General features: G+C 63.2%; 26 protein-coding genes. 18 read left to right on the top strand and 8 right to left on the bottom strand.

All coding sequences use genetic code 11. The features are described 5' to 3' along the window. Positions 1-101 precede the first annotated feature (101 nt). Positions 102-557, bottom strand: a complete 456-nt coding sequence (locus ACF8O8_RS23365; protein WP_088513263.1) for a MaoC family dehydratase — start codon at positions 555-557, stop codon at positions 102-104. 143 nt (positions 558-700) lie between these two features. On the opposite strand from ACF8O8_RS23365, the gene ACF8O8_RS23360 reads away from it, so the two are divergent. From ACF8O8_RS23360 to ACF8O8_RS23350, 3 genes are read left to right on the top strand one after another with little or no spacing between them, the layout of a single operon-like run. Next, the gene (locus tag ACF8O8_RS23360; protein ID WP_012053815.1) at positions 701-1,063 is read left to right on the top strand and encodes a CidA/LrgA family protein; all 363 of its coding nucleotides are present in this window, start codon (positions 701-703) and stop codon (positions 1,061-1,063) included. Then, complete coding sequence (locus ACF8O8_RS23355) at positions 1,060-1,776, top strand: LrgB family protein (protein ID WP_004576852.1); 717 nt, start codon at positions 1,060-1,062, stop codon at positions 1,774-1,776. The genes ACF8O8_RS23360 and ACF8O8_RS23355 overlap by 4 nt, the downstream gene beginning before the upstream one ends. A 9-nt stretch (positions 1,777-1,785) precedes the next feature. Continuing rightward, positions 1,786-2,376 carry an LON peptidase substrate-binding domain-containing protein gene (locus ACF8O8_RS23350; RefSeq protein ID WP_049586736.1) on the top strand — a complete coding sequence of 197 codons (591 nt, stop codon included), beginning with the start codon at positions 1,786-1,788 and terminating at the stop codon, positions 2,374-2,376. Positions 2,377-2,487: 111 nt separating this feature from the next. Here the strand turns inward: ACF8O8_RS23350 and ACF8O8_RS23345 are convergent, their stop codons facing one another. Both ACF8O8_RS23345 and ACF8O8_RS23340 read right to left on the bottom strand, forming a co-directional pair. After that, positions 2,488-3,804 (bottom strand): bifunctional DedA family/phosphatase PAP2 family protein, encoded by a 1,317-nt coding sequence (locus tag ACF8O8_RS23345; RefSeq protein WP_392510562.1) that lies wholly within the window; start codon positions 3,802-3,804, stop codon positions 2,488-2,490. Between the two features lie 2 nt (positions 3,805-3,806). Further along, the gene (locus tag ACF8O8_RS23340; protein WP_010955424.1) at positions 3,807-4,475 is read right to left on the bottom strand and encodes a DNA-3-methyladenine glycosylase; all 669 of its coding nucleotides are present in this window, start codon (positions 4,473-4,475) and stop codon (positions 3,807-3,809) included. 305 nt (positions 4,476-4,780) lie between these two features. Between ACF8O8_RS23340 and ACF8O8_RS23335 the strand changes: the two genes are divergently transcribed. The 13 genes from ACF8O8_RS23335 (at position 4,781) to ACF8O8_RS23275 (ending at position 17,164) form a co-directional block, all read left to right on the top strand. After that, positions 4,781-6,052 (top strand): glutamate-5-semialdehyde dehydrogenase, encoded by a 1,272-nt coding sequence (locus ACF8O8_RS23335; RefSeq protein ID WP_004576854.1) that lies wholly within the window; start codon positions 4,781-4,783, stop codon positions 6,050-6,052. Then, a complete protein-coding gene (nadD, locus tag ACF8O8_RS23330; RefSeq protein WP_010955423.1) occupies positions 6,021-6,713 on the top strand; it encodes a nicotinate-nucleotide adenylyltransferase in 693 nt (230 codons plus the stop codon). The genes ACF8O8_RS23335 and nadD overlap by 32 nt, the downstream gene beginning before the upstream one ends. A gap of 43 nt (positions 6,714-6,756) precedes the next feature. Continuing rightward, a complete protein-coding gene (gene rsfS / locus ACF8O8_RS23325) occupies positions 6,757-7,176 on the top strand; it encodes a ribosome silencing factor (RefSeq protein ID WP_009685825.1) in 420 nt (139 codons plus the stop codon). A 10-nt stretch (positions 7,177-7,186) separates the two neighbouring features. Further along, positions 7,187-7,654 carry a 23S rRNA (pseudouridine(1915)-N(3))-methyltransferase RlmH gene (gene rlmH, locus ACF8O8_RS23320; RefSeq protein ID WP_003249722.1) on the top strand — a complete coding sequence of 156 codons (468 nt, stop codon included), beginning with the start codon at positions 7,187-7,189 and terminating at the stop codon, positions 7,652-7,654. A gap of 16 nt (positions 7,655-7,670) precedes the next feature. Continuing rightward, the gene (gene mrdA, locus ACF8O8_RS23315) at positions 7,671-9,560 is read left to right on the top strand and encodes a penicillin-binding protein 2 (protein WP_010955422.1); all 1,890 of its coding nucleotides are present in this window, start codon (positions 7,671-7,673) and stop codon (positions 9,558-9,560) included. Positions 9,561-9,598: 38 nt separating this feature from the next. Beyond that, positions 9,599-10,702, top strand: coding sequence for a rod shape-determining protein RodA (rodA, locus tag ACF8O8_RS23310; RefSeq protein WP_003249727.1), 1,104 nt, complete (start codon positions 9,599-9,601; stop codon positions 10,700-10,702). A 17-nt stretch (positions 10,703-10,719) separates the two neighbouring features. Next, the gene (mltB, locus tag ACF8O8_RS23305) at positions 10,720-11,730 is read left to right on the top strand and encodes a lytic murein transglycosylase B (protein WP_014592536.1); all 1,011 of its coding nucleotides are present in this window, start codon (positions 10,720-10,722) and stop codon (positions 11,728-11,730) included. Then, a complete protein-coding gene (locus ACF8O8_RS23300) occupies positions 11,730-12,731 on the top strand; it encodes a septal ring lytic transglycosylase RlpA family protein (protein WP_392510561.1) in 1,002 nt (333 codons plus the stop codon). Before mltB ends, ACF8O8_RS23300 begins: the two co-directional genes overlap by 1 nt. Before the next feature lie 220 nt (positions 12,732-12,951). Continuing rightward, the gene (locus ACF8O8_RS23295; protein WP_010955418.1) at positions 12,952-14,112 is read left to right on the top strand and encodes a D-alanyl-D-alanine carboxypeptidase family protein; all 1,161 of its coding nucleotides are present in this window, start codon (positions 12,952-12,954) and stop codon (positions 14,110-14,112) included. Between the two features lie 73 nt (positions 14,113-14,185). After that, entirely contained in the window at positions 14,186-14,461 is a 276-nt protein-coding gene (locus ACF8O8_RS23290; RefSeq protein ID WP_010955417.1) for a DUF493 domain-containing protein, read from the top strand. Next, positions 14,461-15,108, top strand: coding sequence for a lipoyl(octanoyl) transferase LipB (gene lipB / locus ACF8O8_RS23285; RefSeq protein ID WP_003249738.1), 648 nt, complete (start codon positions 14,461-14,463; stop codon positions 15,106-15,108). Before ACF8O8_RS23290 ends, lipB begins: the two co-directional genes overlap by 1 nt. A gap of 2 nt (positions 15,109-15,110) precedes the next feature. Then, the gene (gene lipA / locus ACF8O8_RS23280) at positions 15,111-16,127 is read left to right on the top strand and encodes a lipoyl synthase (protein WP_003249742.1); all 1,017 of its coding nucleotides are present in this window, start codon (positions 15,111-15,113) and stop codon (positions 16,125-16,127) included. Between the two features lie 98 nt (positions 16,128-16,225). Further along, a complete protein-coding gene (locus tag ACF8O8_RS23275) occupies positions 16,226-17,164 on the top strand; it encodes an LD-carboxypeptidase (protein WP_392510560.1) in 939 nt (312 codons plus the stop codon). A 33-nt stretch (positions 17,165-17,197) separates the two neighbouring features. On the opposite strand, the gene ACF8O8_RS23270 is transcribed toward ACF8O8_RS23275, so the two are convergent. The 5 genes from ACF8O8_RS23270 to leuS all read right to left on the bottom strand — a co-directional run bounded on the left by ACF8O8_RS23270 (position 17,198) and on the right by leuS (position 23,306). Beyond that, positions 17,198-18,514, bottom strand: a complete 1,317-nt coding sequence (locus tag ACF8O8_RS23270; RefSeq protein WP_392510559.1) for a lytic murein transglycosylase — start codon at positions 18,512-18,514, stop codon at positions 17,198-17,200. 60 nt (positions 18,515-18,574) lie between these two features. Continuing rightward, positions 18,575-18,739: an alternative ribosome rescue factor ArfA gene (arfA, locus tag ACF8O8_RS23265; protein WP_003249747.1), complete on the bottom strand. Its 165-nt coding sequence runs from the start codon at positions 18,737-18,739 to the stop codon at positions 18,575-18,577. Positions 18,740-18,955: 216 nt separating this feature from the next. Next, positions 18,956-19,993 (bottom strand): DNA polymerase III subunit delta, encoded by a 1,038-nt coding sequence (gene holA, locus ACF8O8_RS23260; RefSeq protein ID WP_014592530.1) that lies wholly within the window; start codon positions 19,991-19,993, stop codon positions 18,956-18,958. A gap of 39 nt (positions 19,994-20,032) precedes the next feature. After that, a complete protein-coding gene (gene lptE / locus ACF8O8_RS23255; RefSeq protein WP_020193850.1) occupies positions 20,033-20,638 on the bottom strand; it encodes an LPS assembly lipoprotein LptE in 606 nt (201 codons plus the stop codon). Positions 20,639-20,699: 61 nt separating this feature from the next. Continuing rightward, positions 20,700-23,306: a leucine--tRNA ligase gene (leuS, locus tag ACF8O8_RS23250; protein WP_004576918.1), complete on the bottom strand. Its 2,607-nt coding sequence runs from the start codon at positions 23,304-23,306 to the stop codon at positions 20,700-20,702. A 227-nt stretch (positions 23,307-23,533) separates the two neighbouring features. Here leuS and ACF8O8_RS23245 point away from each other — a divergent pair, with 227 nt between their 5' ends. Beyond that, positions 23,534-23,848 (top strand): hypothetical protein, encoded by a 315-nt coding sequence (locus tag ACF8O8_RS23245; RefSeq protein WP_010955411.1) that lies wholly within the window; start codon positions 23,534-23,536, stop codon positions 23,846-23,848. Between the two features lie 134 nt (positions 23,849-23,982). Next, on the top strand, positions 23,983-24,744 hold the full coding sequence (locus tag ACF8O8_RS23240) for a YdcF family protein (protein WP_392510558.1): 762 nt from the start codon (positions 23,983-23,985) through the stop codon (positions 24,742-24,744). Positions 24,745-24,810 lie beyond the last annotated feature (66 nt).

The following is a 24,810-nucleotide window of genomic DNA, read 5'->3' as shown; positions in this document are numbered from 1 at the left end:
TAAATCGACAGGGGCAGCCCTAGGCTGCGCGAAGGCTGGCAGTTTACGCGAGTGCGGGGGATTTGTGGATCGGGGGCTGCACTGCAGCCCCCCGGCATGTATCAGACAAAACAGAGCGACAGCGACTCGGCTATATAAGCAGGCTTCTCTTCACCCTCGATCTCCAGCGTGGCAATCGCCTTGAGTAGCCACTGCCCCGGTTTTTTCTCGGTCACCTCGCCCAGCTTTACCTTCAGCCGAACCCGGCTGTCGACCTTGACCGGCTGAATGAAGCGCACGCTGTCCAGCCCGTAGTTCACCACCATCTTCAGTCCTTGCGGCAGGACGAGGATGTCCTCGATCAGCTTGGGGATCAGCGACAAGGTCAGGAAACCATGGGCGATCGTGCCGCCAAACGGGGTTTTTGCCGCCTTCTCAGGGTCGACATGGATGAACTGGAAATCGCCGGTCGCCTCGGCGAACAGGTTGATGCGCTGCTGGTCGATCTTCAACCACTCCGAGTGGCCCAGCTCCTTGCCAACGTACTGCGAAAGCTCTGTAACCGGTACATGGGGCATCGCGGACTCTCCGGGTTGTCAGTTGGTACGAAAGTACAAGATCAGCACGGCGAACCGTTTCAGTCAAGTTGCCCGCTTTTCGGCGAATATCGGTCTACAGCCGAGCGTGCTTATAATGGCGGCCATGCCCGAGGGAGATGCTTATGCTGTTGCGTGGTTTGACCTGGCTGGTACTGTTCCAGCTGCTGGGGACGGCGATCAATCACCTGTTCGTGCCGTTTTTACCCGGGCCGATCATCGGCCTGTTGTTGCTGCTGCTCTTCCTCATGGCCCGCGGTGAGGTCGGCAAGCCGCTGAACGAGGCCGCAAGCAGCTTGCTGCGCTATCTCCCGCTGCTGCTGGTGCCGCCGGCAGTCGGGGTGATGGTATATGCCAAGGACATTGCCGCCGACTTCTGGGCGATTGTCGGGGCCTTGCTGATCTCCTGCCTGGTGACCCTGGTGTTCGTCGGTGTGCTGATGCAAAAGCTCATCCAGCGCCAGGGCAAGCGTGAGGAGCAGCCATGATGCTCGATTGGCAGGGCGCGCTCGATGCGGTCATTCATCACCCATTGTTCGGTATCGGCATCACGCTGGGGGCCTATCAGGTAGTGCTGGCAGCCTACGAGAAAACCCGCTGGATCTTCCTGCAACCTGTATTGGTATCGATGCTGCTGGTGATCGGTGTGTTGCTGCTGTGCGGCATCGATTACAGCGAGTACCGCAAAAGCACCGAAATCATGAACATCCTGCTGGGGCCCGCTACGGTGGCCCTGGCTGTGCCGCTCTATCTCAACCTGCGGCGGATCCGCCAGCTGTTCTGGCCTACATTTACTACGCTGGTAGTCGGAGGCCTGTTCGCCACGCTCTGCTGTCTGGTGCTGGGTTGGTGGTTCGGTGCCGAGCACATGATCCTGATGACCATGGCGCCGAAGTCCGTCACCTCGCCGATCGCCATGCTGGTGGCTGAGCAGATTGGTGGCGTGGCGGCCCTGGCGGCGGTGTTCGTGTTGATTACCGGGGTGATCGGGGCGATCTTCGGCCCGGCGTTGCTGAGCCGCTTCGGCGTGCACAGCCCTGAGGCGCGCGGCATGTCGCTGGGCGTGACCGCACACGCAGTGGGCACTTCGGTGGCCCTGCAGGAAAGTGACGAATGCGGCGCCTTTGCCGCGCTGGCGATGAGCCTGATGGGAGTGGCTACAGCGGTGTTCCTGCCGCTGGCGGTCAGCCTGGTGGCTTGAGGAATTGTGATGACGCTACCGCTGTTTCCGCTCAATACCGTGCTGTTTCCTGGCTGCTTTCTCGATTTGCAGATTTTCGAGGCGCGCTACCTGGACATGATCGGGCGCTGCATGAAGCAGGGCGAAGGGTTTGGTGTGGTGTGCATCCTTGAGGGCGATCAAGTCGGCAAGGCGCCGCCGGTGGTCGCCTCGATCGGCTGTGAAGCGGTGATCCGCGACTTCGTGCAGCAGGATAACGGCTTGCTGGGTATCCGCGTCGAGGGCGTGCGGCGCTTCAATCTGGAAAGCTCCGAGGTGCAGAAGGACCAGTTGCTGGTGGGCCAGGTGCAATGGCTGCCGGAGCAGGCCGACAGCCCGTTGCTGGAGGCCGATGACGACCTATTGGCGCTGCTGGTGGCCCTGGGTGAGCACCCCATGGTCGAAGCGCTGGGCATGCCGCGGCCGGTGGACGGGCGTCAGGCGCTGGCCAATCAGCTGGCGTACCTGTTGCCGTTCATGGAAGAGGACAAGCTGGACCTGCTGACCCTCGATTCGCCACAGCAGCGGCTGGGCGAGATCCAGAAGCTGCTGGAGCGGATTCAGGGGGAGTTGTTCGCCTGATGGTTCTGTATTGCCTGTGCCGGCCTATTCGCGGGTAAACCCGCTCCTACGATAAGCGCGATCCCGTGCGTAGGAGCGGGTTTACCCGCGAATAGGCCGGCACAGGCAACATCAATATTGATACCTGACCAACGCCTGCGGCAACGCATGCATGGCGAAGAACGCCAGCAGCGCCACGCATGCCGGCAACACCAGCCACCACACCCGCAGCGGCAGGGCTGGCAGGGTCTGCTGGCGTTGCACCAATGTCAGGCTGAGTGCGCACACGCAGCAGGCCAGCAGGGCCCCGGCCAGGATATCGGTTGGCCAGTGCGCCCCCAGGTACACCCGCGACAGGGCAATCGCCAGCGCCGGAATGCACCCCAGCATCACCCAGGTCAGGCGCATGCGTGGTGGCTGCCCACGCCCCGCCAGTACGGCCATGACCAGGAAGAACGCGAACGATGCCGAGCTGTGCCCGCTGGGCATGCTGTAGCTGGTCAGTGGGTCGGTCAGTACTTCCGGCCTGGCCCGGGCAAATAGCCATTTCAGTGTGCCGTTGGCGATCGCCGTGCCCATCAACGCGCCCGCCGCGAAAAATGCGTGTCGCCACTGACGGGCAAGCAGCAGCAGGCCGGTCAGCAGGGCGCCGAGGAACAACTGGGTGCGGAAATCGCCTAGCCGTGTCACCAGCACCGCGGTGCCGTCGATGGCCTGGCTGCGATGCTCCTGGACCAGTGTCATCACGCCTTGGTCGAACTCATGGAAGTAGGGCCAGCCGAGGAATACACCGGCCAGGGCGATGAAGCTGAGCGCGGCAACCAGCCGGGTGCCGTGGCGCTGGTCACGCAGGCTGGTATTGAGGCTCAGGCCGATCAGCACCGCGAGGGCGCCGGCTATGATCCCGGCGTCCAGCCAGAAGCCTTCCGGCAGGGGCAGGCGCATGGCGGCGCCGGTGGCCCAGCCGGGCAGCAGGTAGGCGACCGACCAGCCGGCGCCCGCCAGCAGGCTGACGGCGATGAAGCGCGGCAGGGGCATGTCGAACATGCCGGCGACCATTGGCAGCATCGGCCGCAGCGGGCCGATGAAGCGGCCTACCAGCAGGCTGGCGATGCCATAACGCTGGAAGTAGCTTTCGGCGCTGCCGATCCATTCCGGATGGTGGCGTAGCAGCGGCAGCCGGCGAATGTTCTGGTGGAAGTACTTGCCCACTGCGTAAGACATGGCGTCGCCCAGCAGGCCGCCGAGAAAGCCGAGGAGCAGCGTTTCGCCCAGGCTGAACGTGCCGTTACCGGCCAGTACCGCAACGGCGAACAGCAGTACGGTGCCCGGCACGATAATGCCGGCGATGGCCAGGCATTCGATGCAGGCCACCAGGAAAATCGCCAGGCCAAGCCACTGCGGGTTGGCGCTGAGCCAGCCGGTCAGGCTGTCGAGCCATTGGCCCATGTTCAGCTTCCTTGTTCGAGAATGAAGAAATCACGGCCTTCGACTTGGCCGCGACGTAACGGGTTCCGTGTGCAGAAACGGGCGTACTCGGCATCGACGAAGCGGTACGGCAGGTGCTCGTCGCGCCCGTGCGGGATGCCCAGGCGAGCGGCCTGGATCACCCGGGGCACGGCGTTGCCGCAGTCCTCGACGTACAGGCGTTCGGCGTCGAAACGCTGGGCGTCCCAATGCGGCACTTTCAGGCCCAGGGCCCGGCATAGCAGGGTCTGGCCGGCGCACAGGCGCTCTTGCGGGCGGATATTGCCGCTTGCATCGGGGTTGTTCAATTGCATCTGCGCCAGGCTGTCGGGCCCCGAGAGGGTGTCCTGCCAAGGATAGGCAGACTTGATCAGCACCGCGTTGCCCGGCCCGTGGGCGCTGAAGTTCAGCGAATCGCCGCCGCGGGCGTAGTACATGTAGATGTGCCCCCCATCCAGGAATAGCGCCTTGCGTTTTTCGGTGTAGCCGAGCGAAGCGTGGCTACCTTTGTCGGAAAGGTAGTAGGCCTCGGTCTCGATGATCCGCGCGGCCAGCCACAGGTCGCCGTGGCGGTGACGGATGACCTTGCCCAGCAGGGCCTTGGCCAGGGTCTGGGCGTCGCGGTCGAAAAAGCTGTCGGGCAGGGCTGGCATGCGGGGCAGTTCGTGGCTGGAGAGGCGGGGATGATAGCAATGAATGGCTTAATCGAGGCTGAATTGGATGGTGATGTTGGCAGTGCCGGCCCTTTCGCGGGTAAATCCGCTCCTACACAAATCCCAATGGGAGCGGGCGCGCCCGCTAAAGGGCCGCGACAGGAGATGGAAATCTCGATAACCCCGGTTACATCTTTCCTACACATTGCCCCATCCATTTTCTACCATCCGCCACCCGCCGCTGGGCGTACACCTGCGCGGCAGTTATAATCAGCCGATTTCCCCTTCGCCAAGACACCGAACCCATGACTGAGTCCGTTCTTGACTATATGACCCGTTTGGGTCGCGCTGCCCGTGAGGCTTCCCGGGTGATTGGCCGTGCCAGCACCGCGCAGAAGAACCGCGCCCTGCAAGCCGCCGCCGACGCGCTGGATGCTGCCCGTGCCGAGCTCACCGCTGCCAACGAGCTGGACCTGGCCGCCGGCCGCGCCAGTGGCCTGGAGCCCGCACTGCTCGATCGTCTGGCGCTGACCCCGGCGCGTATCGACGGCATGATCACCGGCTTGCGCCAGGTGGCCAGCCTGCCGGACCCAGTCGGTGCCATCCGCGACATGAGCTACCGTCCATCGGGCATTCAGGTAGGCAAGATGCGTACCCCGCTGGGGGTGATCGGGATCATCTATGAATCGCGTCCGAACGTGACCATTGATGCCGCCAGCCTGTGCCTCAAGTCGGGCAATGCAACCATCCTGCGTGGCGGTTCCGAAGCCATCCACTCCAACCGCGCCATTGCCACCTGCATTCAGCGTGGCCTGGCCGAAGCCGGCCTGCCGGCGGCGGTGGTGCAGGTGGTCGAAACCACCGACCGCGAAGCCGTGGGCGCGCTGATCAGCATGCCGGAATTCGTCGATGTCATCGTGCCGCGCGGAGGCCGTGGCCTGATCGAGCGCATCAGCCGCGATGCCCGCGTGCCGGTGATCAAGCACCTGGACGGCATCTGCCACATCTATGTCAGCCAGCATGCCGACCTGGACAAGGCCTGGAATGTGGCTTTCAACGCCAAGACCTACCGCTACGGCATCTGCGGTGCCATGGAAACGCTGCTGGTCGACCAACAAGTGGCTGAGCGCTTCCTGCCAGAAATGGCCCGCCGCTTCGTGGAGAAGGGCGTGGAGCTGCGCGGTTGCGAGCGTACCCAGGCTATCATCAGCGCCAAACCGGCCACCGAAGCCGACTGGCACACGGAATACCTCGATGCGATCCTGTCGATTCGCGTGGTCGACGGCCTGAACCAGGCCATCGAGCACATCAACCACTATGGCTCGCACCACACCGACTCGATCATCAGCGAACACCAGGGTGAAGCCCGTCAGTTCATGGCTGAGGTCGATTCGGCGTCGGTCATGCTCAACACCCCGACCTGCTTTGCCGATGGCTTCGAGTACGGCCTGGGTGCGGAAATCGGTATTTCCACCGACAAGCTGCATGCCCGCGGCCCTGTCGGCCTGGAAGGCCTGACCTGCGAGAAGTATGTGGTGATCGGCGATGGCCAGTTGCGCGGCCAGGGGTCCTGCTGAGTTGAGCAAGGCCCAGGCAGTCCGGCGTATCGGCATTCTAGGTGGTACCTTCGACCCCGTGCATATCGGCCACTTGCGCAGCGCGCTGGAAGTGGCCGAGTTCATGGGGCTGGATGAGCTACGCCTGTTGCCCAATGCCCGGCCGCCGCACCGCGACACGCCACAGGTGGCCGCGCAGGATCGCCTGGCGATGGTCCGTGAAGCGGTGCAGGGCGTCGCTTGCCTGAGCGTCGATGCCCGCGAGCTGGAACGTGACAAGCCGTCGTACACCATCGATACGCTGGAATCGATCCGCGCCGAACTGTCCGGCCACGACCAGCTGTTCCTGGTGCTGGGTTGGGATGCCTTCTGTGGCCTGCCCGCCTGGCATCGCTGGGAAGAATTGCTGCAACACTGTCACATCCTGGTACTGCAACGTCCGGATGCCGACGTAGAACCCCCTGACGAGTTGCGCAACCTGTTGGCTGCGCGCTCGGAGAGCGATCCCACCGCCATGTCCGGCCCGGCGGGAAATATTTCGTTCGTCTGGCAGACGCCGCTTGCGGTGTCGGCTACACAGATCCGACAGCTGCTGGCCAGCGGCAAATCGGTGAGGTTCCTGGTGCCGGACGCCGTACTGGCCTATATCGAGGCGCACGAACTGTATCGTGCGCCCAACTGACGGTGCCTCTGGCGCCTCATCCAACGAGTTGAACGAGTTTTATATGACCAAGCAGAAAATTTACGGCGAAGAACTGGTCGCAGTGACCAAGGCAGCGCTGGAAGACGTCAAGGCCCAGGACATCCAGGTCATCGACGTGCGCGAGAAGCACAGCCTGACCGACTACATGATCATTGCCACCGGTACCTCCAACCGCCAGATCAACGCGATGGCCGAAAAGGTCCGTGAAGCAGTCAAGGCCAAGGGCGCCCAGCCACTGGGTGAAGAAGGCAAGGGCGACAGCGACTGGGTGCTGCTGGACCTGAACGACGTCATCGTGCACATGATGACCGCCGCTGCCCGCCAGTTCTACGACCTTGAGCGTCTGTGGCAGGGTGCCGAGCAAAGCCGTGCCGCCGATGGCAAGCACCACAGCCCGGACCATGCCCACGAGTACTCCGACAAGCTCAAAGACCGCGAATAAGGAAAGCGCTGTGCGTCTGCGCCTGATTGCGGTCGGCTCGCGCATGCCGAAGTGGGTCGAGGAAGGCTGGCATGAATATGCCAAGCGCCTGCCCGCCGAGCTGTCGCTGGAGCTGGTGGAAATCCCGCTGAATACCCGTGGCAAGAATGCCGACGTCGCCCGCCTGATCCGTCAGGAGGGCGAAGCCATGCTGAGCAAAGTGCAGCCTGGGGAACGCATTGTCACCCTCGAGGTCCATGGCAAGCCATGGAGTACCGAGCAGCTGGCGACCGAGCTGGACCGCTGGCGCCTGGATGCGCGCACGGTGAATTTGATGGTGGGCGGCCCGGAGGGCCTGGCGCCTGAGGTTTGCGCGCGCGCCGAGCAACGTTGGTCGCTGTCGCCGCTGACGTTGCCGCACCCGTTGGTAAGGATACTCATCGGCGAGCAGATCTACCGCGCCTGGACCGTGTTGTCCGGGCACCCTTACCACAAATGAGCCTGTAAGCAGTCCGATGTCGCAGCCGATCCGTCTCAAGGACCACGAGAAAGACGCCCGCCTGGTGCGCAAACGCGTCGTGGTCGGCGCAGTCGCGATCATGCTGCTTGTGTGCGTGTTGATCGCACGGCTGTACTACCTGCAGATCATCCAGTACGACTACCACTCCACGCTGTCGGAGAACAACCGGGTGCATGTGCAGCCGATCCCGCCGACCCGCGGGCTGATCTTCGACCGCAACGGGGTGATCGTTGCCGACAACCGGCCCAGTTTTAGCCTGTCGATGACCCGCGAACGTGCGGGTAACTGGCAGGAAGTGCTGGATACCATCGTCGAAGTGCTGGACCTCACCGCTGACGACCGTGCCCTGTTCGAGAAGCGCATGCGCCAGGGCCGCCGGCCATTCGAGCCGGTGCCGATCCTGTTCGAGCTCAACGAAGAGCAGATCGCCCGCGTGGCGGTAAACCAGTTCCGCCTGCCGGGTGTCGAGGTGGTGGCACAGCTGGTGCGGCATTACCCGCAGGGTGCGCATTTTGCCCATTCGGTGGGTTATGTAGGGCGGATCAACGAGAAAGAGCTGAAAACGCTCGACCCGGTGAACTACAGCGGTACCCACCATATCGGCAAGACCGGCATCGAGCGCTTCTACGAGGCCGCCCTGCACGGTCAGGTGGGTTACGAGGAAGTCGAGACCAACGCTCGTGGCCGGGTGTTGCGGGTGCTCAAGCGCACCGATCCGAAGCCGGGCAAGGACATTGTGCTGAGCCTGGACATCAAGCTGCAGGAGGCCGCTGAAGCCGCCCTGGGAGGCCGGCGTGGTGCAGTGGTTGCGCTCGACCCGCGAACCGGCGAGGTGCTGGCGATGGTGAGTCAGCCTAGCTTCGACCCCAACCTGTTCGTCACCGGCATCAGCTTCAAGGCCTATGCCGAGTTGCGCGATTCGATCGATCGGCCGCTGTTCAACCGCGTGCTGCGTGGCTTGTACCCGCCGGGGTCGACCATCAAGCCGGCGGTGGCTATTGCCGGTCTGGACAGTGGCGTCGTGAATGCCAGCAGCAGGGTGTTCGACCCTGGCTACTACCAGCTGCCCAACTACGACCATAAATACCGTAACTGGAACCGCTCCGGGGATGGCTGGGTCGACCTGGACACCGCCATCATGCGCTCGAACGACACCTACTTCTATGACCTTGCGCACAAGATGGGCATCGATCGCTTGTCCAGCTACATGAACAAGTTCGGTATCGGCCAGCGGGTTTCCCTCGACATGTTCGAGGAGTCTGCCGGGTTGATGCCGTCGCGCGAATGGAAGCGTGCCACCCGTCGCCAGGCCTGGTTCCCTGGCGAAACCCTGATTCTCGGCATCGGCCAGGGCTATATGCAGGCCACGCCGCTGCAACTGGCCCAGGCCACTGCACTGATCGCCAACAAAGGTGTGTGGAACCGCCCGCACCTGGCCAAGACCATCGAAGGCTTGCCGCCGGTAGACGACAACCCCATGGAAGACATCGTACTGCGTGACAAGTCCGACTGGGCCAAGGTCACCCATGGCATGGAACAGGTGATGCACAACGCCCGCGGTACCGCGCGCAAGGCAGCTGCCGGAGCCCAGTACCGCATTGCCGGCAAGAGCGGTACCGCCCAGGTGGTGGCGATCAAGCAGGGCGAGAAGTACGATCGCAACAAACTCCAGGAGCGCCACCGCGACCATGCCCTGTTCGTCGCGTTTGCCCCAGCCGAAGCCCCGAAAATCGTGGTTTCGGTGATGGTCGAGAACGGTGAGTCCGGCTCGGGTGTCGCCGCTCCGGTGGTACGCCAGATCATGGACGCCTGGCTGCTCGACGAAAATGGCCGGCTCAAACCCGAGTTCGCGCCCGCCACCGTTACCCAGGAATCGGCCCTGTGATGAACAATTTCGATCGCATGCTCTCCAGCGAGGATGTGATGCGTCGGCGTGCGAGCTTTCTGCAACGCATCCATATCGACGGCCCCTTGCTGATCATTCTGCTGACCCTTGCAGCCGGCAGCCTGTTCGTACTGTATTCGGCCAGTGGCAAGAACTGGGACCTGCTGCTCAAGCAAGCCACCTCGTTTGGCATCGGTCTGGTGTCGATGTTCGTCATCGCCCAGCTGGAGCCGCGCTTCATGGCGCGTTGGGTGCCATTGGCCTACCTGGCCGGGGTGCTGTTGCTGGTAGTAGTGGACGTGATGGGCCACAACGCCATGGGGGCCACACGCTGGATCAACATTCCTGGGGTGATCCGCTTCCAGCCCTCGGAATTCATGAAGATCATCATGCCGGCGACCATCGCCTGGTACCTGTCCAAGCGCACCTTGCCGCCCCATTTGAAGCACGTGGCGATCAGCCTGGTGCTGATCGGCGTGCCGTTCATGCTGATCGTACGTCAGCCCGACCTGGGGACCGCGCTGCTGATCCTGGCCTCCGGTGCCTTCGTGCTGTTCATGGGCGGCTTGCGCTGGCGCTGGATCCTCAGCGTGCTGGCGGCAGCCGTGCCAGTCGCGGTGGCAATGTGGTTCTTCGTCATGCACGACTACCAGAAGCAGCGGGTATTGACCTTCCTCGACCCTGAAAGCGACCCGTTGGGCACCGGTTGGAACATCATCCAGTCCAAGGCGGCGATCGGCTCGGGCGGGGTGTTTGGCAAAGGCTGGCTGCTTGGCACGCAGTCGCACCTGGACTTTTTGCCGGAAAGCCACACCGACTTCATCATCGCCGTGCTCGGCGAGGAATTCGGCCTGGTCGGCATCTGCCTGCTGCTGATTGTCTACCTGCTGCTGATCGGCCGTGGCCTGGTGATCACCGCCCAGGCGCAGACCCTGTTCGGCAAGCTGCTTGCGGGCAGCCTGACCATGACTTTTTTTGTATACGTGTTCGTCAATATCGGAATGGTAAGCGGCCTTCTGCCCGTGGTGGGCGTGCCGTTACCTTTCATCAGCTATGGCGGAACATCGTTGGTGACGCTGCTGTCAGCGTTTGGCGTTTTGATGTCGATCCATACGCACCGCAAATGGATCGCGCAGGTTTGAATAAGGTGAACAATTTCATGCAAGCAGTGCGTAACTGGGCTGCCCGTTGTGCGCCTTGGATCGGTGCGGTGGGCCTGTTCGGCGCTGTACAGCTGGCCCATGCCGGCGAATACGACGGCTCGCCCGAGGTAGCCGCGTTTGTTGGCGAAATGAGCCGCGACTATGGTTTTGCGCCTGAGCAACTGATGGGTGTGTTTCGTGAGGTGCAGCGCAAGCAGTCGATCCTCGACGCCATCTCGCGCCCGGCCGAGCGGGTCAAACCGTGGAAGGACTACCGGCCGATGTTCATCACCGATGCGCGTATCGCTCGCGGTGTGGATTTCTGGCGTCAGCACGAGGCTGTATTGGCACGTGCCGAGCAGGAGTACGGCGTACCTGCGCAGTACATTGTCGCGATCATCGGCGTGGAAACCTTCTTTGGCCGCAATACCGGCAACTACCGGGTGATCGACGCCCTGTCGACGCTGGGCTTCGACTACCCGCCACGGGCCGAGTTCTTCCGCAAGGAGCTGCGAGAGTTCCTGCTGCTGGCCCGTGAGGAGCAGCTTGATCCCTTGACGCTCAAGGGCTCGTACGCCGGCGCCATGGGGCTGCCGCAGTTCATGCCAAGCAGCTTCCGCAACTACGCGGTGGACTTCGACGGGGACGGCCATATCAATATCTGGAACAACCCTGACGATGCCATCGGCAGCGTGGCCAGCTACTTCAAGCGCCACGGCTGGGTGGCCGGCGAGGGTGTGGTCAGTCGCGCCTGGGTGGAAGGTGAGCGCGCCGACGAAGGCCTGACCACCGGCATCGAGCCGGTGAAAACGGTAGGGGAGTTGCGTACGCTGGGCTGGTCGGTTCATGATTCGCTGCGCGATGATCTGCCGGTTACCGCCTTCCGTCTCGAGGGCGAGAGCGGCCCCGAGTACTGGATGGGCCTGAAGAACTTCTACGCGATCACTCGCTACAACCGCAGCGTGATGTATGCCATGGCGGTACATCAGCTTGCGGAACAGCTGGTTCAAGTACGGGGCGTCAAGTAATGCGCGCAATCATCTCTGGCAACGCTTTCAAGCTGCTCACCTGCCTCGCCGTCGGTGTGGCGCTGGTCAGCTGCTCTTCCAACCGCCCGGCCCCGAAAAGCAGTGGTAATGTCGTGCGCAGCCAGCCGGGCCTGGACATCAACCGGGCGCACAAGGACGGCGCACCGTGGTGGGACGTGGATGTGAACAAGATCCCCGATGCCACCCCGACCGTGCACACCGGTAACTACAAGGCCAACCCGTACACCGTGCTGGGCAAGACCTACTACCCGATGCAGGACTCGCGCAACTACCGCGCCGAGGGTACGGCATCGTGGTACGGCACCAAGTTCCACGGGCAGAACACTGCCAACGGCGAGCTGTACGACCTGTATGGCATGAGCGCAGCGCACAAGACCCTGCCGCTGCCAGCCTATGTGCGGGTGACCAACCTGGCGAACGGCCGCAGCGTGATCCTTCGGGTGAACGACCGTGGCCCGTTCTATTCCGACCGAATCATCGACTTGTCCTATGCTGCCGCGAAAAAGCTCGGCTATGCCGAGATCGGCACCGCGCATGTGCGCGTCGAGGGTATCGATCCGCAGCAGTGGTGGGCTCAGCGCGGCCAAACGCCGCCGATGGTGCTGAAGGAGCCGCAAGTGGCGCAGACCCAGGCAATACCGGCCAGTACCGGGCGGGTCGAGCAGTGGACCCCGCCGCCACAGCAGCACGCAGCGCCCGTGGTACCCGTACAGGTGGGTGGCAACAACGTGCCCGGCGGTAACGGTGGCAGTTTCTTGCAGGTAGGCGCGTTCGCCAACCCGGACGCTGCCGAGTTGCTGCGCGCCAAGCTCAGCACCATGGTCAATGCACCCGTGTTCATCAGCTCGATCGTGCGTAACCAGCAGACCCTGCACCGCGTGCGCCTGGGGCCGATCGGCAGCCAGGGCGAGATCCAGCAAGCACAAGACAGCATTCGCCTGGCGAACTTGGGGCAGGCAAAGCTGGTCACAGCAGACTGACTGTGGGAGCGGGCGCGCCTGCGAAGACGGCAACACCAAACTATCGGTTTTGTCATGAATTGCCGGTCGCGGCCATGTACAATGACCGCTTTTGCCCGCAGCGACATAAAGCCGCACGTTCGCGGGCCAGGCCATTGGCCATAAAACTAGACTGACTGGCGCTGGGCACATGATCTTGCCCAGGGAACATCTCAGACCATTAGCGATTTTCGAGAGACGGATGAACATCACCAACCTTGCCAAACGACTTTGCCTGCCTGTACTGCTGCTGATCACGCCTGCCGCCTTCGCGGCGGAGCAGATGACGCCGGCGCCACCGCAACTGGCAGCCAAGTCCTACGTACTCATGGACGCGTCCAGCGGCAACGTGCTGGTCGAGAACAACGGTGACGAGCGCCTGCCGCCAGCCAGCCTGACTAAGCTGATGACCGCCTATATCGCCACCCTGGACATCCGCCGCGGCCAGATCGGTGAAAGCGACCCGGTTACCGTCAGCGAAAACGCCTGGCGTACCGGCGGTTCGCGCATGTTCATCAAGGTTGGTAGCCAGGTAACGGTCAGCGACCTGCTGCACGGCATCATCATCCAGTCCGGTAACGACGCCTCGGTCGCCCTGGCCGAGCACATCGCCGGCAGCGAAGACGCCTTTGCCGACATGATGAACAAGACGGCTGCCGACCTGGGCATGACCAACAGCCACTTCATGAACCCGACCGGTCTGCCGCACCCCGAGCATTACTCGTCGGCGCACGACATGGCGACCCTGGCCCGTGCGATCATCAACGTCGACCCGGCCCACTACGCCATCTACTCGCAGAAAGAGTTCTTCTGGAACAACATCAAGCAGCCTAACCGCAACCTGCTGCTGTGGCGTGACAAGACCGTCGATGGCCTGAAAACCGGTCACACCGACGAAGCCGGCTACTGCATGGTGGCTTCGGCCGTTCGTGACGGCCAGCGCCTGATCGCCGTGGTGTTCGGTACCAACAGCGAGCAATCGCGTGCTGCCGAAACCCAGAAGCTGCTGACCTACGGTTTCCGCTTCTTCGAAACCCAGACCTTCTACCAGAAAGGCACCGAGCTGACCCAGGCGCCGGTCTGGAAGGGCGCTACCAGCCAGGTCAAGGCTGGCCTGGCTGACGACCTGACCATGACTATGCCTAAAGGCCAATTGAAGCGCCTGCAGGCTTCGATGACCATGAACCCGCAGCTCACCGCACCGATCGCCAAAGGTGACGTGATCGGCAAAGTGGAAGTCAAACTGGACGAAAAAGTGATTCACAGTGCCGACCTGATCGCCCTTGATGGCGTCGAGGAAGGTGGTTTCTTCCGCCGTATGTGGGATAGCATCCGTCTATTCTTCTACGGGTTGTTCAACTGATACGTGACCTGCATGCCCCCGCGCCTACCGCGGGGGTGTTGTTGTTGCCACGGCTTACGAGGCCGTTTCCGCCATGAGCGAACCAGACGTCAAGTCGCACAAGATCGAATTCCCTTGCGACGATTACCCGATCAAGGTCATTGGTGACACCGTTGTCGGTTTCAAGGACATGGTCATCGAGGTGCTCAGCAAGCACGCCAAAGTCGATCTTTCCACCCTGGCCGAACGCCAGAGCAAGGAAGGCAAGTACACCACCGTGCAATTGCACATCGTTGCCGAAAGCGAGAACCAGCTGCACGATATCAACAGCGCCCTGCGCGCTACCGGCATCGTGAAAATGGTGCTTTGATGTCCGCCTGCCTCGGTTTTCGCGAGCTTGGCCTGCAGCCCTATGAACCGGTGCTGGAGGCCATGCGTCGTTTTACCGAGCAGCGCAGCCCGGACAGCCAGGATGAAATCTGGCTGGTCGAGCACCCTGCGGTCTTCACCCAGGGGCAGGCCGGCAAGGCCGAGCACCTGCTGGTGCCGGGCGACATCCCGGTGGTGCAAACCGACCGCGGCGGCCAGGTCACCTACCATGGCCCCGGGCAGCTGGTGGCCTACCTGCTGCTGGATGTGCGCCGGCTGGGCTTTGGCGTGCGTGAGTTGGTCAGCCGTATCGAGCTGGCCCTCATCGACCTGCTCGCCAGCTATGCTGTTCAGGCGTCTGCCAAGCCCGATGCCCCGGGTGTCTATGTCGACGGAGCGAAAATCGCCTCCCTCGGCCTGCGAATTCGCAACGGCCGTTCGTTTCACGGCCTTGCCCTGAACGTGGACATGGACCTTGCGCCATTCCGCCGAATCAACCCCTGCGGCTATGCGGGGCTGGCGATGACCCAGCTGCGCGACCTGGCAGGCCCGATCGAACTCGACGAGGTCAGGACAAGGCTGCGCGGACAGCTGGTCAAGCACCTCGACTACGCTGAGCAGACGACCCTCACGGGCGGAATCGACTGAATATGACAACTGTGCAAGAAGCCGTGCCGAACCTGATACCTACCCAGGATGCCACCCCGCGCCCAGCGCCGAAGAAGGTGGAAGCTGGGGTCAAGCTGCGTGGTGCCGACAAAGTCGCGCGCATCCCGGTGAAGATCATCCCTACCGATGAGCTACCCAAGAAGCCCGACTGGATTCGCGTGCGTATCCCGGTGTCGCCCGAGGTAGACCGCATCAAACAGCTGCTGCGCAAGCACAAACTGCACAGCGTGTGCGAAGAGGCCTCCTGCCCGAACCTGGGCGAGTGCTTCTCGGGTGGTACCGCCACCTTCATGATCATGGGTGACATCTGCACCCGTCGTTGCCCGTTCTGCGACGTTGGTCACGGCCGACCGAAGCCGCTGGATCTGGACGAGCCGAAAAACCTGGCGGTCGCCATTGCCGACCTGCGCCTGAAGTATGTGGTGATCACCTCGGTGGACCGCGACGACCTGCGTGACGGTGGTGCCCAGCACTTTGCTGACTGCATCCGGGAAATCCGCGCGCTGTCGCCGGGCGTGCAGTTGGAGACCTTGGTGCCTGACTACCGTGGCCGTATGGACGTTGCCCTGGAGATCACCGCGCAAGAGCCGCCGGATGTGTTCAACCACAACCTCGAGACCGTACCGCGCCTGTACAAGGCCGCGCGCCCGGGTTCGGACTATGACTGGTCGCTGGACTTGCTGCAGAAGTTCAAGCAGTTGGTGCCGCACGTACCGACCAAGTCGGGCCTGATGCTCGGCCTGGGCGAAACCGACGAGGAAGTGATCGAAGTGATGCACCGCATGCGCGAGCATGACATCGACATGCTCACCCTCGGCCAGTACCTGCAGCCGTCGCGCAGCCACTTGCCGGTGCAGCGTTTCGTTCACCCGGACACCTTTGCCTGGTTCGCCGAGGAAGGTTACAAGATGGGCTTCAAGAACGTTGCTTCTGGCCCGCTGGTGCGTTCTTCGTACCACGCCGACCAGCAGGCCCACGAAGCCAAGATCAAGCTCTGAGCTATGCTCTAGCCTAGAGCGGAGCCACAGATGCCGATGCGCGCCCAAGGGCGGCATCGGCATTTTTGTTTGTGTCCAATGCGCTGCAAGGAGCCGCGATGTACTGCGCCAAAACCTTCCAACCCACCCTGCCAGCCGCGCTGCCGGCCAACGCATGTTTTGCCATTGTCGCCCCGGCGGGCGCGGCGCGGCTTGATGCGCACAGGGTTAGCCAGTGGTTCGTTGACCGCGGCTACCGTTGCCATATCTACCCGGGTGCCCTGCAGGCGCAGGGCTACCTGGCGGGGCCGGACCAGCAGCGCCTGCAGGACTTGCATGCAGCGTTTGCCGATCCGGCCATGGACGCCATCCTGTGCATGCGTGGGGGCTACGGCAGCATGCGCCTGCTTGACCAGCTCGACTTTGAACTGATCCGGCGCAACCCCAAGCCGCTGATCGGCTACAGCGACATCACCGCACTGCATACGGCGATCTACCGGCATGCCGGGCTGCTGACCTTCCATGGGGGAATGCTCAATGCCGACCTGTTGGGGGCCAAGTTGCCACCGACCGAGTCGTCGTTGCTGGCGCAACTGGGTGGGCATGTGAGGGCAGGCGAGCAGGTCGCGCACCCGGCGGGCTTCGCATTGGACTGCGTGCTGCCGGGGGTGGCCAGCGGACCGTTGCTGGGGGGCAACCTGTCGATGCTGGGGGCGACCATGGGGACCCTTGCCGAGCTGGATACCCAGGGCTGCATCCTGTTCATCGAGGACGTCAATGAGCCGTTGTACCGGGTGGATCGGCTGCTGACCCAGTTACGCCTGGCAGGCAAGCTGGAGGGGGTCAAGGGCGTGCTGGTGGGCGACTTTGCCGGGATTACCACAGCGGCGCTGACGCCGTTGCTGGAGGATACGTTTGCACCGCTGGGTGTGCCGGTGCTGGCGGGTTGGCGCAGCGGGCACTGTGACCCGAATGTATGCTTGCCCCTGGGGGCTCGGGTGAGGCTGGACAGTGTTCAGCAAACACTGGTGCTGGAGCAGGATCTGTTCAGGGCGTGAGATTACCGGGGCCGCGCAGCGGCCCCGGAATGCTTACTGCTGGCGCAGGCTCTCAAGCAGCTTGTGGGTCGGGTAGCCATCCGCCGGCCATCCCAGCCCTTGCTGGGCATTGCGGATTGCCTTGCGGGTATTGGCCCCGATAATGCCATCGGCATTACCCGCATCATGCCCGCGGCTGTTCAGCAAGTTCTGCAACTCCATGCGCTCGGTGCGGCTGAGCGGCAGGTCCTCTTTCGGCCAGCTGCCGGCAATGAAGCCCCAGCCGCTGAAGCGATCCCCGAGCAGGCTCACCGCCAGGGCATAGGACGACGAGTTGTTGTATTTGAGGATGGCGCGGAAGTTGTCCAGCACCAGGAACGCCGGGCCGCGTGCACCGGCCGGCAGCAGCAGGGCGGCAGACAGCTGGTTGCTACCTGCCGGCAGCTGGGTACCCGCTGGCAGTTTCACGCCCATCGCCAGCCATTCACTCACCGGTTTGCGCAGTGCACCATCGGCCTGCCAGAAGTCGAAGCCGGCCGGCACCTGTACCTCGAAGCCCCACGGTTGGCCGCGTTTCCAGCCCGAACTCTGCAGGTAGTGCGCTGTTGAGGCCAGGGCGTCTGGTGTGCTGTTCCAGATGTCGCGGCGGCCATCGCCGTCGAAGTCCACGGCATGGGTGTTGTAGGTGGTCGGGATGAACTGGGTCTGGCCCATGGCGCCGGCCCACGAGCCACGCATGGCTTCAGGCTGGATGTCTCCGTGCTGGATGATCTGCAGCGCGGCAATCAGCTGATCCTGGGCGAACTGTGGGCGGCGGCCCTCATAGGCCAAAGTGGCCAGCGAGCGGATCACCGACTTGCTGCCCTGGAACTGGCCGAAGTTGCTTTCCATGCCCCATACCGCGACCAGCACCTGGCGGTCCACGCCATAGCGTTGCTCAAGGCGAGTCAGCAGCTCGGCGTTCTGCTCCAGCAGCTTCTTGCCGTTGCGCACACGCAGGGGCGACAGGGCGCCTTCGAGGTATTCCCACACCGGGCGGGTGAACTCCGGCTGGCTGCGGTCTGCCTTGATCACGTCCAGGTCGGGGGTGACACCGAGGAAGGCGCGGTCGAAGGTGCTCGGCGAAATGCCGGCTTGCAGGGCCTGCTCGCGGAAGCTCGCTTGCCACTGGGCGAAGGTTTGCAGGGGCTGGATGTCAGTGCTGACGTCGGGCGTTGCGCCGGGCACGGTCACCACGGGATTGGGTTGGGCAGGGGCCAGTGGCAGCGCGTCGGCGGCGGTGGGCTTTTCCGCACAGGCCACGAGCAGGATGAAGCTGGAGGCCGCGATCAGCTGGCGGGTTTCCCAGCGGGGGATAAGACGGAAGAGCATGCACAGATCCAGAGTTGCAGGTCAGGTGACGACCATACCATGCCTGCGCTTGCGATGCTTTCATGCAGCCAAAAAGTAGGAAGCCTCCCAATCTCTGGATTGGAAGGCTTCGCGGCGGTAGCTGCCTTTGCCCTTGTTCGGTTGTTCCTGGCGGCAGCGGAACAGTGGCTGGGCAACGATGGACTTGGCCTTGTTGGGGCCGTGCTTTTTCGGCTTTTTGCTCATGGTGGGCTTCCCGGGTTGGGTGAGTTTCGGGCGCACTGTAGGCCCCCCGAAGGGTGGGGGCCAATTGATTGTGTATATGGTCGAGGCGCTGGTGCCTATGTGTAGGAGCGGGTTTACCCGCGAATACGGTGGCGGCGGCAACGATGAACGGTGGGTGGAGATTGATTAGCAGGTCCGGCCTATTCGCGGGTAAACCCGCTCCTACGACGGCCGCAGTTACTCCGGAGGGAGGGCCAGGCGCTGGCCAGCCATCAACAGCGACAGCCGCGCCAGGCCAATCCACGGCGAACCTTCAGCCTGCCCTTTGATCTGCGCATCGATTCGCTGGGCATCCTGCAGCAGTTGCGCCCAACGTTGCGCGGAGAGGCGCTGCAGGGCCTTGCTGACCAGCGGTCGGCGTTTGTCCCAGATGGGCGGGCGGGCCTGGCTGAACGCCTTGTCCAATGGCACGCCTTGGCTGAACTGCTGGGCTAGCCCCGCCAGTTGGCGCAGCTCACGGGCCAAGGCCCAGAGGATGACTGGCGGCTCCACACCTTCACCGCGCAAGCCTTCGAGCATGCGCAGGGCATGCGCAGCCTCGCCGTTGAGAATGGCATCGACCAGGCCGAAGACATCGAAGCGGGCACTGTCGGCGACGGCAGCCTGCACGGTTTCCACGGTGATCTGGCTGCCTTCGGCCAGCAGCTTGAGTTTTTCGATTTCCTGCGCGGCTGCCAGCAGGTTGCCTTCCACGCGCGCGGCAATCAGGTCGACGGCATCACGCTGGGCTGACAGGCCGGCCTGTTGCAGGCGCTGGTTGATCCACTGCGGGAGCTGGTGCACATCCACCGGCCAGATCTGGATGAACTGGCAATGGGTGCCTTCGATCAATGCCTTGCCCCACTTGGTCTTCTGCGCACTGCTGTCGAGCTTGGGCAGGCTGATCAGCAGCAGCGTGTCTTCGGCGGGGTTGGCGCAGTATTCCATCAGCGCAGCGGCACCCTTGTCACCGGGCTTGCCCGAGGGCAGGCGCAGTTCCAGCAGGCGGCGCTGGGCGAACAGCGACAGGCTTGCACCGGCCTGGAGCAGGGTGCCCCAGTCGAAGTTGGCGTCGGCACTGAATACCTGGCGTTCATCGAAACCTTGCTGACGCGCGGCATTGCGGATGGCGTCGGCGGCTTCCTGGCACAGCAGCGGGTCGTCGCCGCTGACCACGTAGACCGGTGCCAAGGCGCCTTGCAGGTGCTTGTTGAGTTGGGCGGGGGCAAGTTTCATGGGGAACAGGTGGGGCGCCCGAGGGCGCCCCTCGCGGGCTTAGTTGCCCGGTACTTCCAGTGGCGATTGCTGAGGCGTCTCGGCTTGCTGGCGGCGGGCAGCCTCCAGCGCGGCAGCTTCGGCTTGGGCGCGCTCGTCTGCTTTACGCTGCAGCTCATCCAGTTGGGACGGGGACAGCATCTGCAAACGTACGACCATGGCGTTGACCAGGTCGCGGCGCATTTCTTCGCGGGCGCGTTTGGCTTCCTGCTCGGAGCCGGTGATGTTCGAGCCGTCACGCACGTAGACCTTGCGCACCTCCAGCTTGTCGCTCATCAGCTCCAGGTTGTTCAGGCCCAGGATGCTGTAGTCCAGCTTGGTGGTCAGCTCGTACTCGGCGGTACGGTTGCCGCTGTTGTAGGTCGCCGAGCGCTCGCGCTCCTGTTCGTTGGTCAGCACCAGGCGATACGGTGCGCCGGCGTGCACGTTGACGCCGCTACGTTCCAGCACTTCACGCAGCTGGAGCACGGTCGGGCCATAGGCATTGCGCGCGCTGACGTCCATTTCCTTCACGCTCAGCTCGGTGGCGCCGGTGCCGCGCAGCTGGAAACCGCAGGCGCTGAGCATGACCGCCAGGCCGATTACCAGCAAATTGCGTTTGATCATGTTGTTGCTCCCTTTTGGGCCTGTTCCGCCCACCCGCAATCGATGCGGGTGGGCGTTTTCATCAGTTGGCGACGATGTTGACCAGCTTGCCCGGTACCACGATGACCTTGCGGATGGTCAGGCCATCGATGAAGCGCAGGACATTCTCGTTGCTGCGGGCAGCGGCTTCGACTTCTTCGCGGCTGGCAGCGGCAGGCATCTCGACCTGGCCGCGCAGTTTACCGTTGACCTGAACCACCAAGGTAATGGAGTCCTGCACCAGCGCCTGTTCGTCGACGCTTGGCCAGGCGGCATCGATCACCGAGCCTGCGTGGCCCAGGTGCTGCCACAGCGCGTGAGAGATGTGCGGAGTGATCGGCGCCAGCAGCAGGGTGACGGCTTCCAGGCCTTCCTGCAGCAGGGCGCGGTCCTGTTCGGTGGCTTGCGGGGCCTTTTCCAGCACGTTCATCACGGTCATCACCTGGGCGATGGCGGTATTGAACTTGTGGAACTGGCCCACGTCGGTGCTGGCCTGCTTGATGGCAGCGTGAATGGCGCGGCGGATGACCTTTTGCGCGTCGTCCAGGGCGGCAACATCCAGCTTGCCTGGCAGGCCCTGGCTGACGTGAGCCTGAGCCAGGCGCCAGACCCGGCGCAGGAAGCGGCTGGCACCTTCGACGCCGGAGTCGGACCATTCCAGGCTCATGTCGGGCGGCGAGGCGAACATCATGAACAGGCGGCAGGTGTCGGCGCCGTAGGCTTCGATCATGGACTGCGGGTCGACGCCGTTGTTTTTCGACTTCGACATTTTCTCGGTGCCACCGATTTCCACCGGCAAGCCGTCGGTCTTCAGGCGGGCGCCAATGATCTTGGCTTTGGCATCACGCTCGATTTCGACATCGGCCGGGTTGAACCAGTCCTTGCCGCCGTTGCTGGCAACGCGGTAGTAGGTTTCGGCGACCACCATGCCCTGGGTCAGCAGGTTCTTGAATGGCTCGTTCGAGGTGACCAGGCCTTCGTCACGCATCAGCTTGTGGAAGAAGCGCGCGTACAGCAGGTGCAGGATCGCGTGTTCGATACCGCCGATGTACTGATCTACCGGCAGCCAGTGGTTGGCGGCTTTGGGGTCGACCAGGCCTTTGTCGTAGTTTGGCGAGGCGTAGCGGGCGAAGTACCAGGACGACTCGACGAAGGTGTCCATGGTGTCGGTTTCGCGCTTGGCCGCAGCACCGCATTTCGGGCAGCTGCATTCGTAGAATTCAGGCATGCGTGCCAGTGGCGAACCGGCGCCGTCCGGCACCACGTTCTCCGGCAGGGTGACCGGCAGCTGGTCTTCCGGCACCGGGACGTCGCCGCAGGACGGGCAGTGGATGATCGGGATCGGGCAGCCCCAGTAGCGCTGGCGGCTGATACCCCAGTCGCGCAGGCGGAACTGTGTACGCGATTTGCCCAGTTCCTTGCGGATCAGGGCCGCTTCGATGGCGTCGAAGGCGCCAGCAAAGTCCAGGCCGTCGAACTCGGCGGAGTTGATCAGCTGGCCGTGCTCACCATAGGCTGCCTGCCACTCGCTGCCGACTTCATCGCCAGCGCTGGTGCGCACCACGGCCTTGACCGGCAAGTTGTACTTGTGGGCGAACTCGAAGTCGCGCTCGTCGTGGGCCGGCACGGCCATTACCGCGCCATCGCCGTAGTGCATCAGCACGTAGTTGGCGACCCATACTGGCAGCTTCTCGCCGGTGAGCGGGTGCTCGACCAGCAGGGAAGTGGCCATGCCTTTCTTCTCCTGGGTGGCCATGTCGGCTTCGGCAACGCTGCCGCTCTTGCACTCATCGATGAACGCCTGCAGCGCCGGGTTGCCCTGCGCAGCCTGGGTGGCCAGCGGGTGCTCGGCGGCGACGGCGACATAGGTGGCGCCCATCAGCGTGTCCGGACGGGTGGTGAAGACCTTGAGGGTGCCTTCGTGGCCGATGCTGGCCTGGTCGTACGGGAACTGGACTTCCATGCCGCGCGATTTGCCGATCCAGTTGCGCTGCATGGTCTTGACCTGCTCAGGCCAGCCCGGCAGCTCGTCGAGGCTCTCCAGCAGCTCGTCGGCGTAATCGGTGATGCGGAAGTAGTACATCGGGATTTCGCGCTTCTCGATCAGCGCGCCCGAACGCCAGCCACGGCCGTCGATGACTTGTTCGTTGGCCAGTACGGTCTGGTCCGCCGGGTCCCAGTTCACGGTACCGTTCTTGCGGTAGATGATGCCTTTTTCGAACAGGCGGGTGAACAGCCACTGCTCCCAACGGTAATAGTCGGGTTTGCAGGTGGTGACTTCACGTGCCCAGTCGATGGCCAGGCCCAGGCTCTTGAGCTGGGTCTTCATGTAGTCGATGTTTTCGTACGTCCACTTGGCCGGGGCGACGTTGTTTTTCATCGCCGCGTTTTCCGCGGGCATGCCGAAAGCGTCCCAGCCCATCGGCTGCAGGACGTTCTTGCCCAGCATGCGCTGGTAGCGGGCAATCACGTCACCGATGGTGTAGTTGCGCACGTGGCCCATGTGTAGCTTGCCGCTCGGGTACGGGAACATCGATAGGCAATAGTAGGTGTCTTTGCCTGGCTGTTCGGTAACAGCGAACGATTGTTGCTCGTCCCAGAACTTCTGGGCGGCGGCTTCGATATCACGGGGCGTGTATTGTTCGTGCATGGCTACTTTTGGCTGAGAGAGAAGAGACCTTGTTCCAGGCAGCGGAACCTCGCTGCGTCCGGCACTCCGGTGTCGTTTAGAGTGAACGCCGTAGCATACAGCAGCGCCGCGCATCGTGGGAAACCTTCGTTGCGAATGGCCGCTGGTCGCGGCGCACGGCTGCTTTTTGCAGCGACGCTAAGCTCAGGTGTGGGGGGAGATATTCTTACCTTCAATGAGGTGAACGGATGGGAGAGACGCAGCTACCCGCAATCAGACCGGAGCTTTACGAGCGCCTGATCGACCGGCTTGGCCTGGCACTGGAAACGGCCAGGACCTCGGTGCGATTGCGCGACGAGATGCCAGCTGAGCTTGAGTTGCGTGGCCTGAGCCACGCAGAGTTCGAAGTGATCAAGGCCTACCTGGAATCCCTTCCGGAGCGCCACAATGCCCCTGTCGGCAGTTACCCACAAGCGGAGCCGACATCGGCCAAGATCATCTGGCTCAAGGACAAGAAACGCCCCGCCAGTACGGCGAGATCCAGGACGCTGCCACATCGCTAGCCGTTCAGGACGCCAGGCGCAGGCTATCGCGCGCCGGTTCTTCACTATCACACAACTCAAGATCGACGCCGGTACGCACTTGTTGACCGGCGTCGATCCTTCTAGGCTGCACGCCTGCCAAGGAGGTGTGGCCGATGCCGATCCGATTCTTCATCAAACAATGGCTGATGCCGCCAGGCGTGCTGTTCTTGCTGCTGCTTGCGGCATGGTGGCTGCGTACGCGTCGGCCCCGGTTGGCGGTGCTTTGCTTTAGCGTAGGGCTGGGTGGCCTGTGGTTGATGAGCCTGCCGCTGGTGGTGCAGGAAACCGCCCGTGTGCTGGAAAGTGAGCCGCCGCTGGCCGTGAGCGACTGGGCCGGCCTGGCGAGCCGGGCGGATGCCATTGTGGTGCTGGGCGCCGGGCGCGAGCGCGGGGACCCGGCCTGGGGTGGCGGTGACCAGCCCACGGCCACGGCACTGGAACGGATGCGCTTTGCCGCGCGGCTGGCCAAGGCTTCGGGCCTGCCAGTGTTGACCAGTGGTGGGTTGCATTACGGCACGCCGCCCAGCGAGGCGAGGCTGATGGCGGAACGCTTGCATGAAGATTTCGCTGTCGAGGTGAAATGGCGCGAAGAGGCCAGCCGCACGACCTTGGAAAATGCTCAGCTGACGGCCAAGGTGCTGCAGCCTTTGGGATTTCGCCGGGTGGTGCTGGTGACCCAGGCCTGGCACATGCAGCGTTCACGCTGGAGTTTTGAACAGGCGGGGTTCGAGGTGGTGCCGGCGCCGGTGGGGTTCCTTGGGCGCGATCATGCGCGGCCGTTTGGCGGGCTGCTGCCAGAGAGCCGGGCGATGTGGCAGAGCGGGCAGTTGTTCAATGAAGTGGTGGGGTTGGTGGGGTATCGGGTGTTCTACTGATTCACCGGCTTACATAATCCCCTGTAGGACCGGGCTTGCCCGCGAAAGGGCCTGCCCTGCTGGCCA

The sequence above is a fragment of the Pseudomonas sp. TYF_14 genome (genome assembly GCF_043105275.1).
Classification (GTDB): domain Bacteria; phylum Pseudomonadota; class Gammaproteobacteria; order Pseudomonadales; family Pseudomonadaceae; genus Aquipseudomonas; species Aquipseudomonas alloputida.
The sequence above is the reverse complement of the archived record's forward strand: the minus strand, read 5'-3'. Positions and strand labels throughout refer to the sequence as shown.

Coding starts and splice junctions, on each gene's coding strand:
- ACF8O8_RS23365 (WP_088513263.1), bottom strand. CDS start 557: ATGCCCCATGTACCGGTTACAGAGCTTTCGCAGTACGTTGGCAAGGAG.
- ACF8O8_RS23360 (WP_012053815.1), top strand. CDS start 701: ATGCTGTTGCGTGGTTTGACCTGGCTGGTACTGTTCCAGCTGCTGGGG.
- ACF8O8_RS23355 (WP_004576852.1), top strand. CDS start 1,060: ATGATGCTCGATTGGCAGGGCGCGCTCGATGCGGTCATTCATCACCCA.
- ACF8O8_RS23350 (WP_049586736.1), top strand. CDS start 1,786: ATGACGCTACCGCTGTTTCCGCTCAATACCGTGCTGTTTCCTGGCTGC.
- ACF8O8_RS23345 (WP_392510562.1), bottom strand. CDS start 3,804: ATGGGCCAATGGCTCGACAGCCTGACCGGCTGGCTCAGCGCCAACCCG.
- ACF8O8_RS23340 (WP_010955424.1), bottom strand. CDS start 4,475: ATGCCAGCCCTGCCCGACAGCTTTTTCGACCGCGACGCCCAGACCCTG.
- ACF8O8_RS23335 (WP_004576854.1), top strand. CDS start 4,781: ATGACTGAGTCCGTTCTTGACTATATGACCCGTTTGGGTCGCGCTGCC.
- nadD (WP_010955423.1), top strand. CDS start 6,021: ATGGCCAGTTGCGCGGCCAGGGGTCCTGCTGAGTTGAGCAAGGCCCAG.
- rsfS (WP_009685825.1), top strand. CDS start 6,757: ATGACCAAGCAGAAAATTTACGGCGAAGAACTGGTCGCAGTGACCAAG.
- mrdA (WP_010955422.1), top strand. CDS start 7,671: ATGTCGCAGCCGATCCGTCTCAAGGACCACGAGAAAGACGCCCGCCTG.
- rodA (WP_003249727.1), top strand. CDS start 9,599: ATGCGTCGGCGTGCGAGCTTTCTGCAACGCATCCATATCGACGGCCCC.
- mltB (WP_014592536.1), top strand. CDS start 10,720: ATGCAAGCAGTGCGTAACTGGGCTGCCCGTTGTGCGCCTTGGATCGGT.
- ACF8O8_RS23300 (WP_392510561.1), top strand. CDS start 11,730: ATGCGCGCAATCATCTCTGGCAACGCTTTCAAGCTGCTCACCTGCCTC.
- ACF8O8_RS23295 (WP_010955418.1), top strand. CDS start 12,952: ATGAACATCACCAACCTTGCCAAACGACTTTGCCTGCCTGTACTGCTG.
- ACF8O8_RS23290 (WP_010955417.1), top strand. CDS start 14,186: ATGAGCGAACCAGACGTCAAGTCGCACAAGATCGAATTCCCTTGCGAC.
- lipB (WP_003249738.1), top strand. CDS start 14,461: ATGTCCGCCTGCCTCGGTTTTCGCGAGCTTGGCCTGCAGCCCTATGAA.
- lipA (WP_003249742.1), top strand. CDS start 15,111: ATGACAACTGTGCAAGAAGCCGTGCCGAACCTGATACCTACCCAGGAT.
- ACF8O8_RS23275 (WP_392510560.1), top strand. CDS start 16,226: ATGTACTGCGCCAAAACCTTCCAACCCACCCTGCCAGCCGCGCTGCCG.
- ACF8O8_RS23270 (WP_392510559.1), bottom strand. CDS start 18,514: ATGCTCTTCCGTCTTATCCCCCGCTGGGAAACCCGCCAGCTGATCGCG.
- arfA (WP_003249747.1), bottom strand. CDS start 18,739: ATGAGCAAAAAGCCGAAAAAGCACGGCCCCAACAAGGCCAAGTCCATC.
- holA (WP_014592530.1), bottom strand. CDS start 19,993: ATGAAACTTGCCCCCGCCCAACTCAACAAGCACCTGCAAGGCGCCTTG.
- lptE (WP_020193850.1), bottom strand. CDS start 20,638: ATGATCAAACGCAATTTGCTGGTAATCGGCCTGGCGGTCATGCTCAGC.
- leuS (WP_004576918.1), bottom strand. CDS start 23,306: ATGCACGAACAATACACGCCCCGTGATATCGAAGCCGCCGCCCAGAAG.
- ACF8O8_RS23245 (WP_010955411.1), top strand. CDS start 23,534: ATGGGAGAGACGCAGCTACCCGCAATCAGACCGGAGCTTTACGAGCGC.
- ACF8O8_RS23240 (WP_392510558.1), top strand. CDS start 23,983: ATGCCGATCCGATTCTTCATCAAACAATGGCTGATGCCGCCAGGCGTG.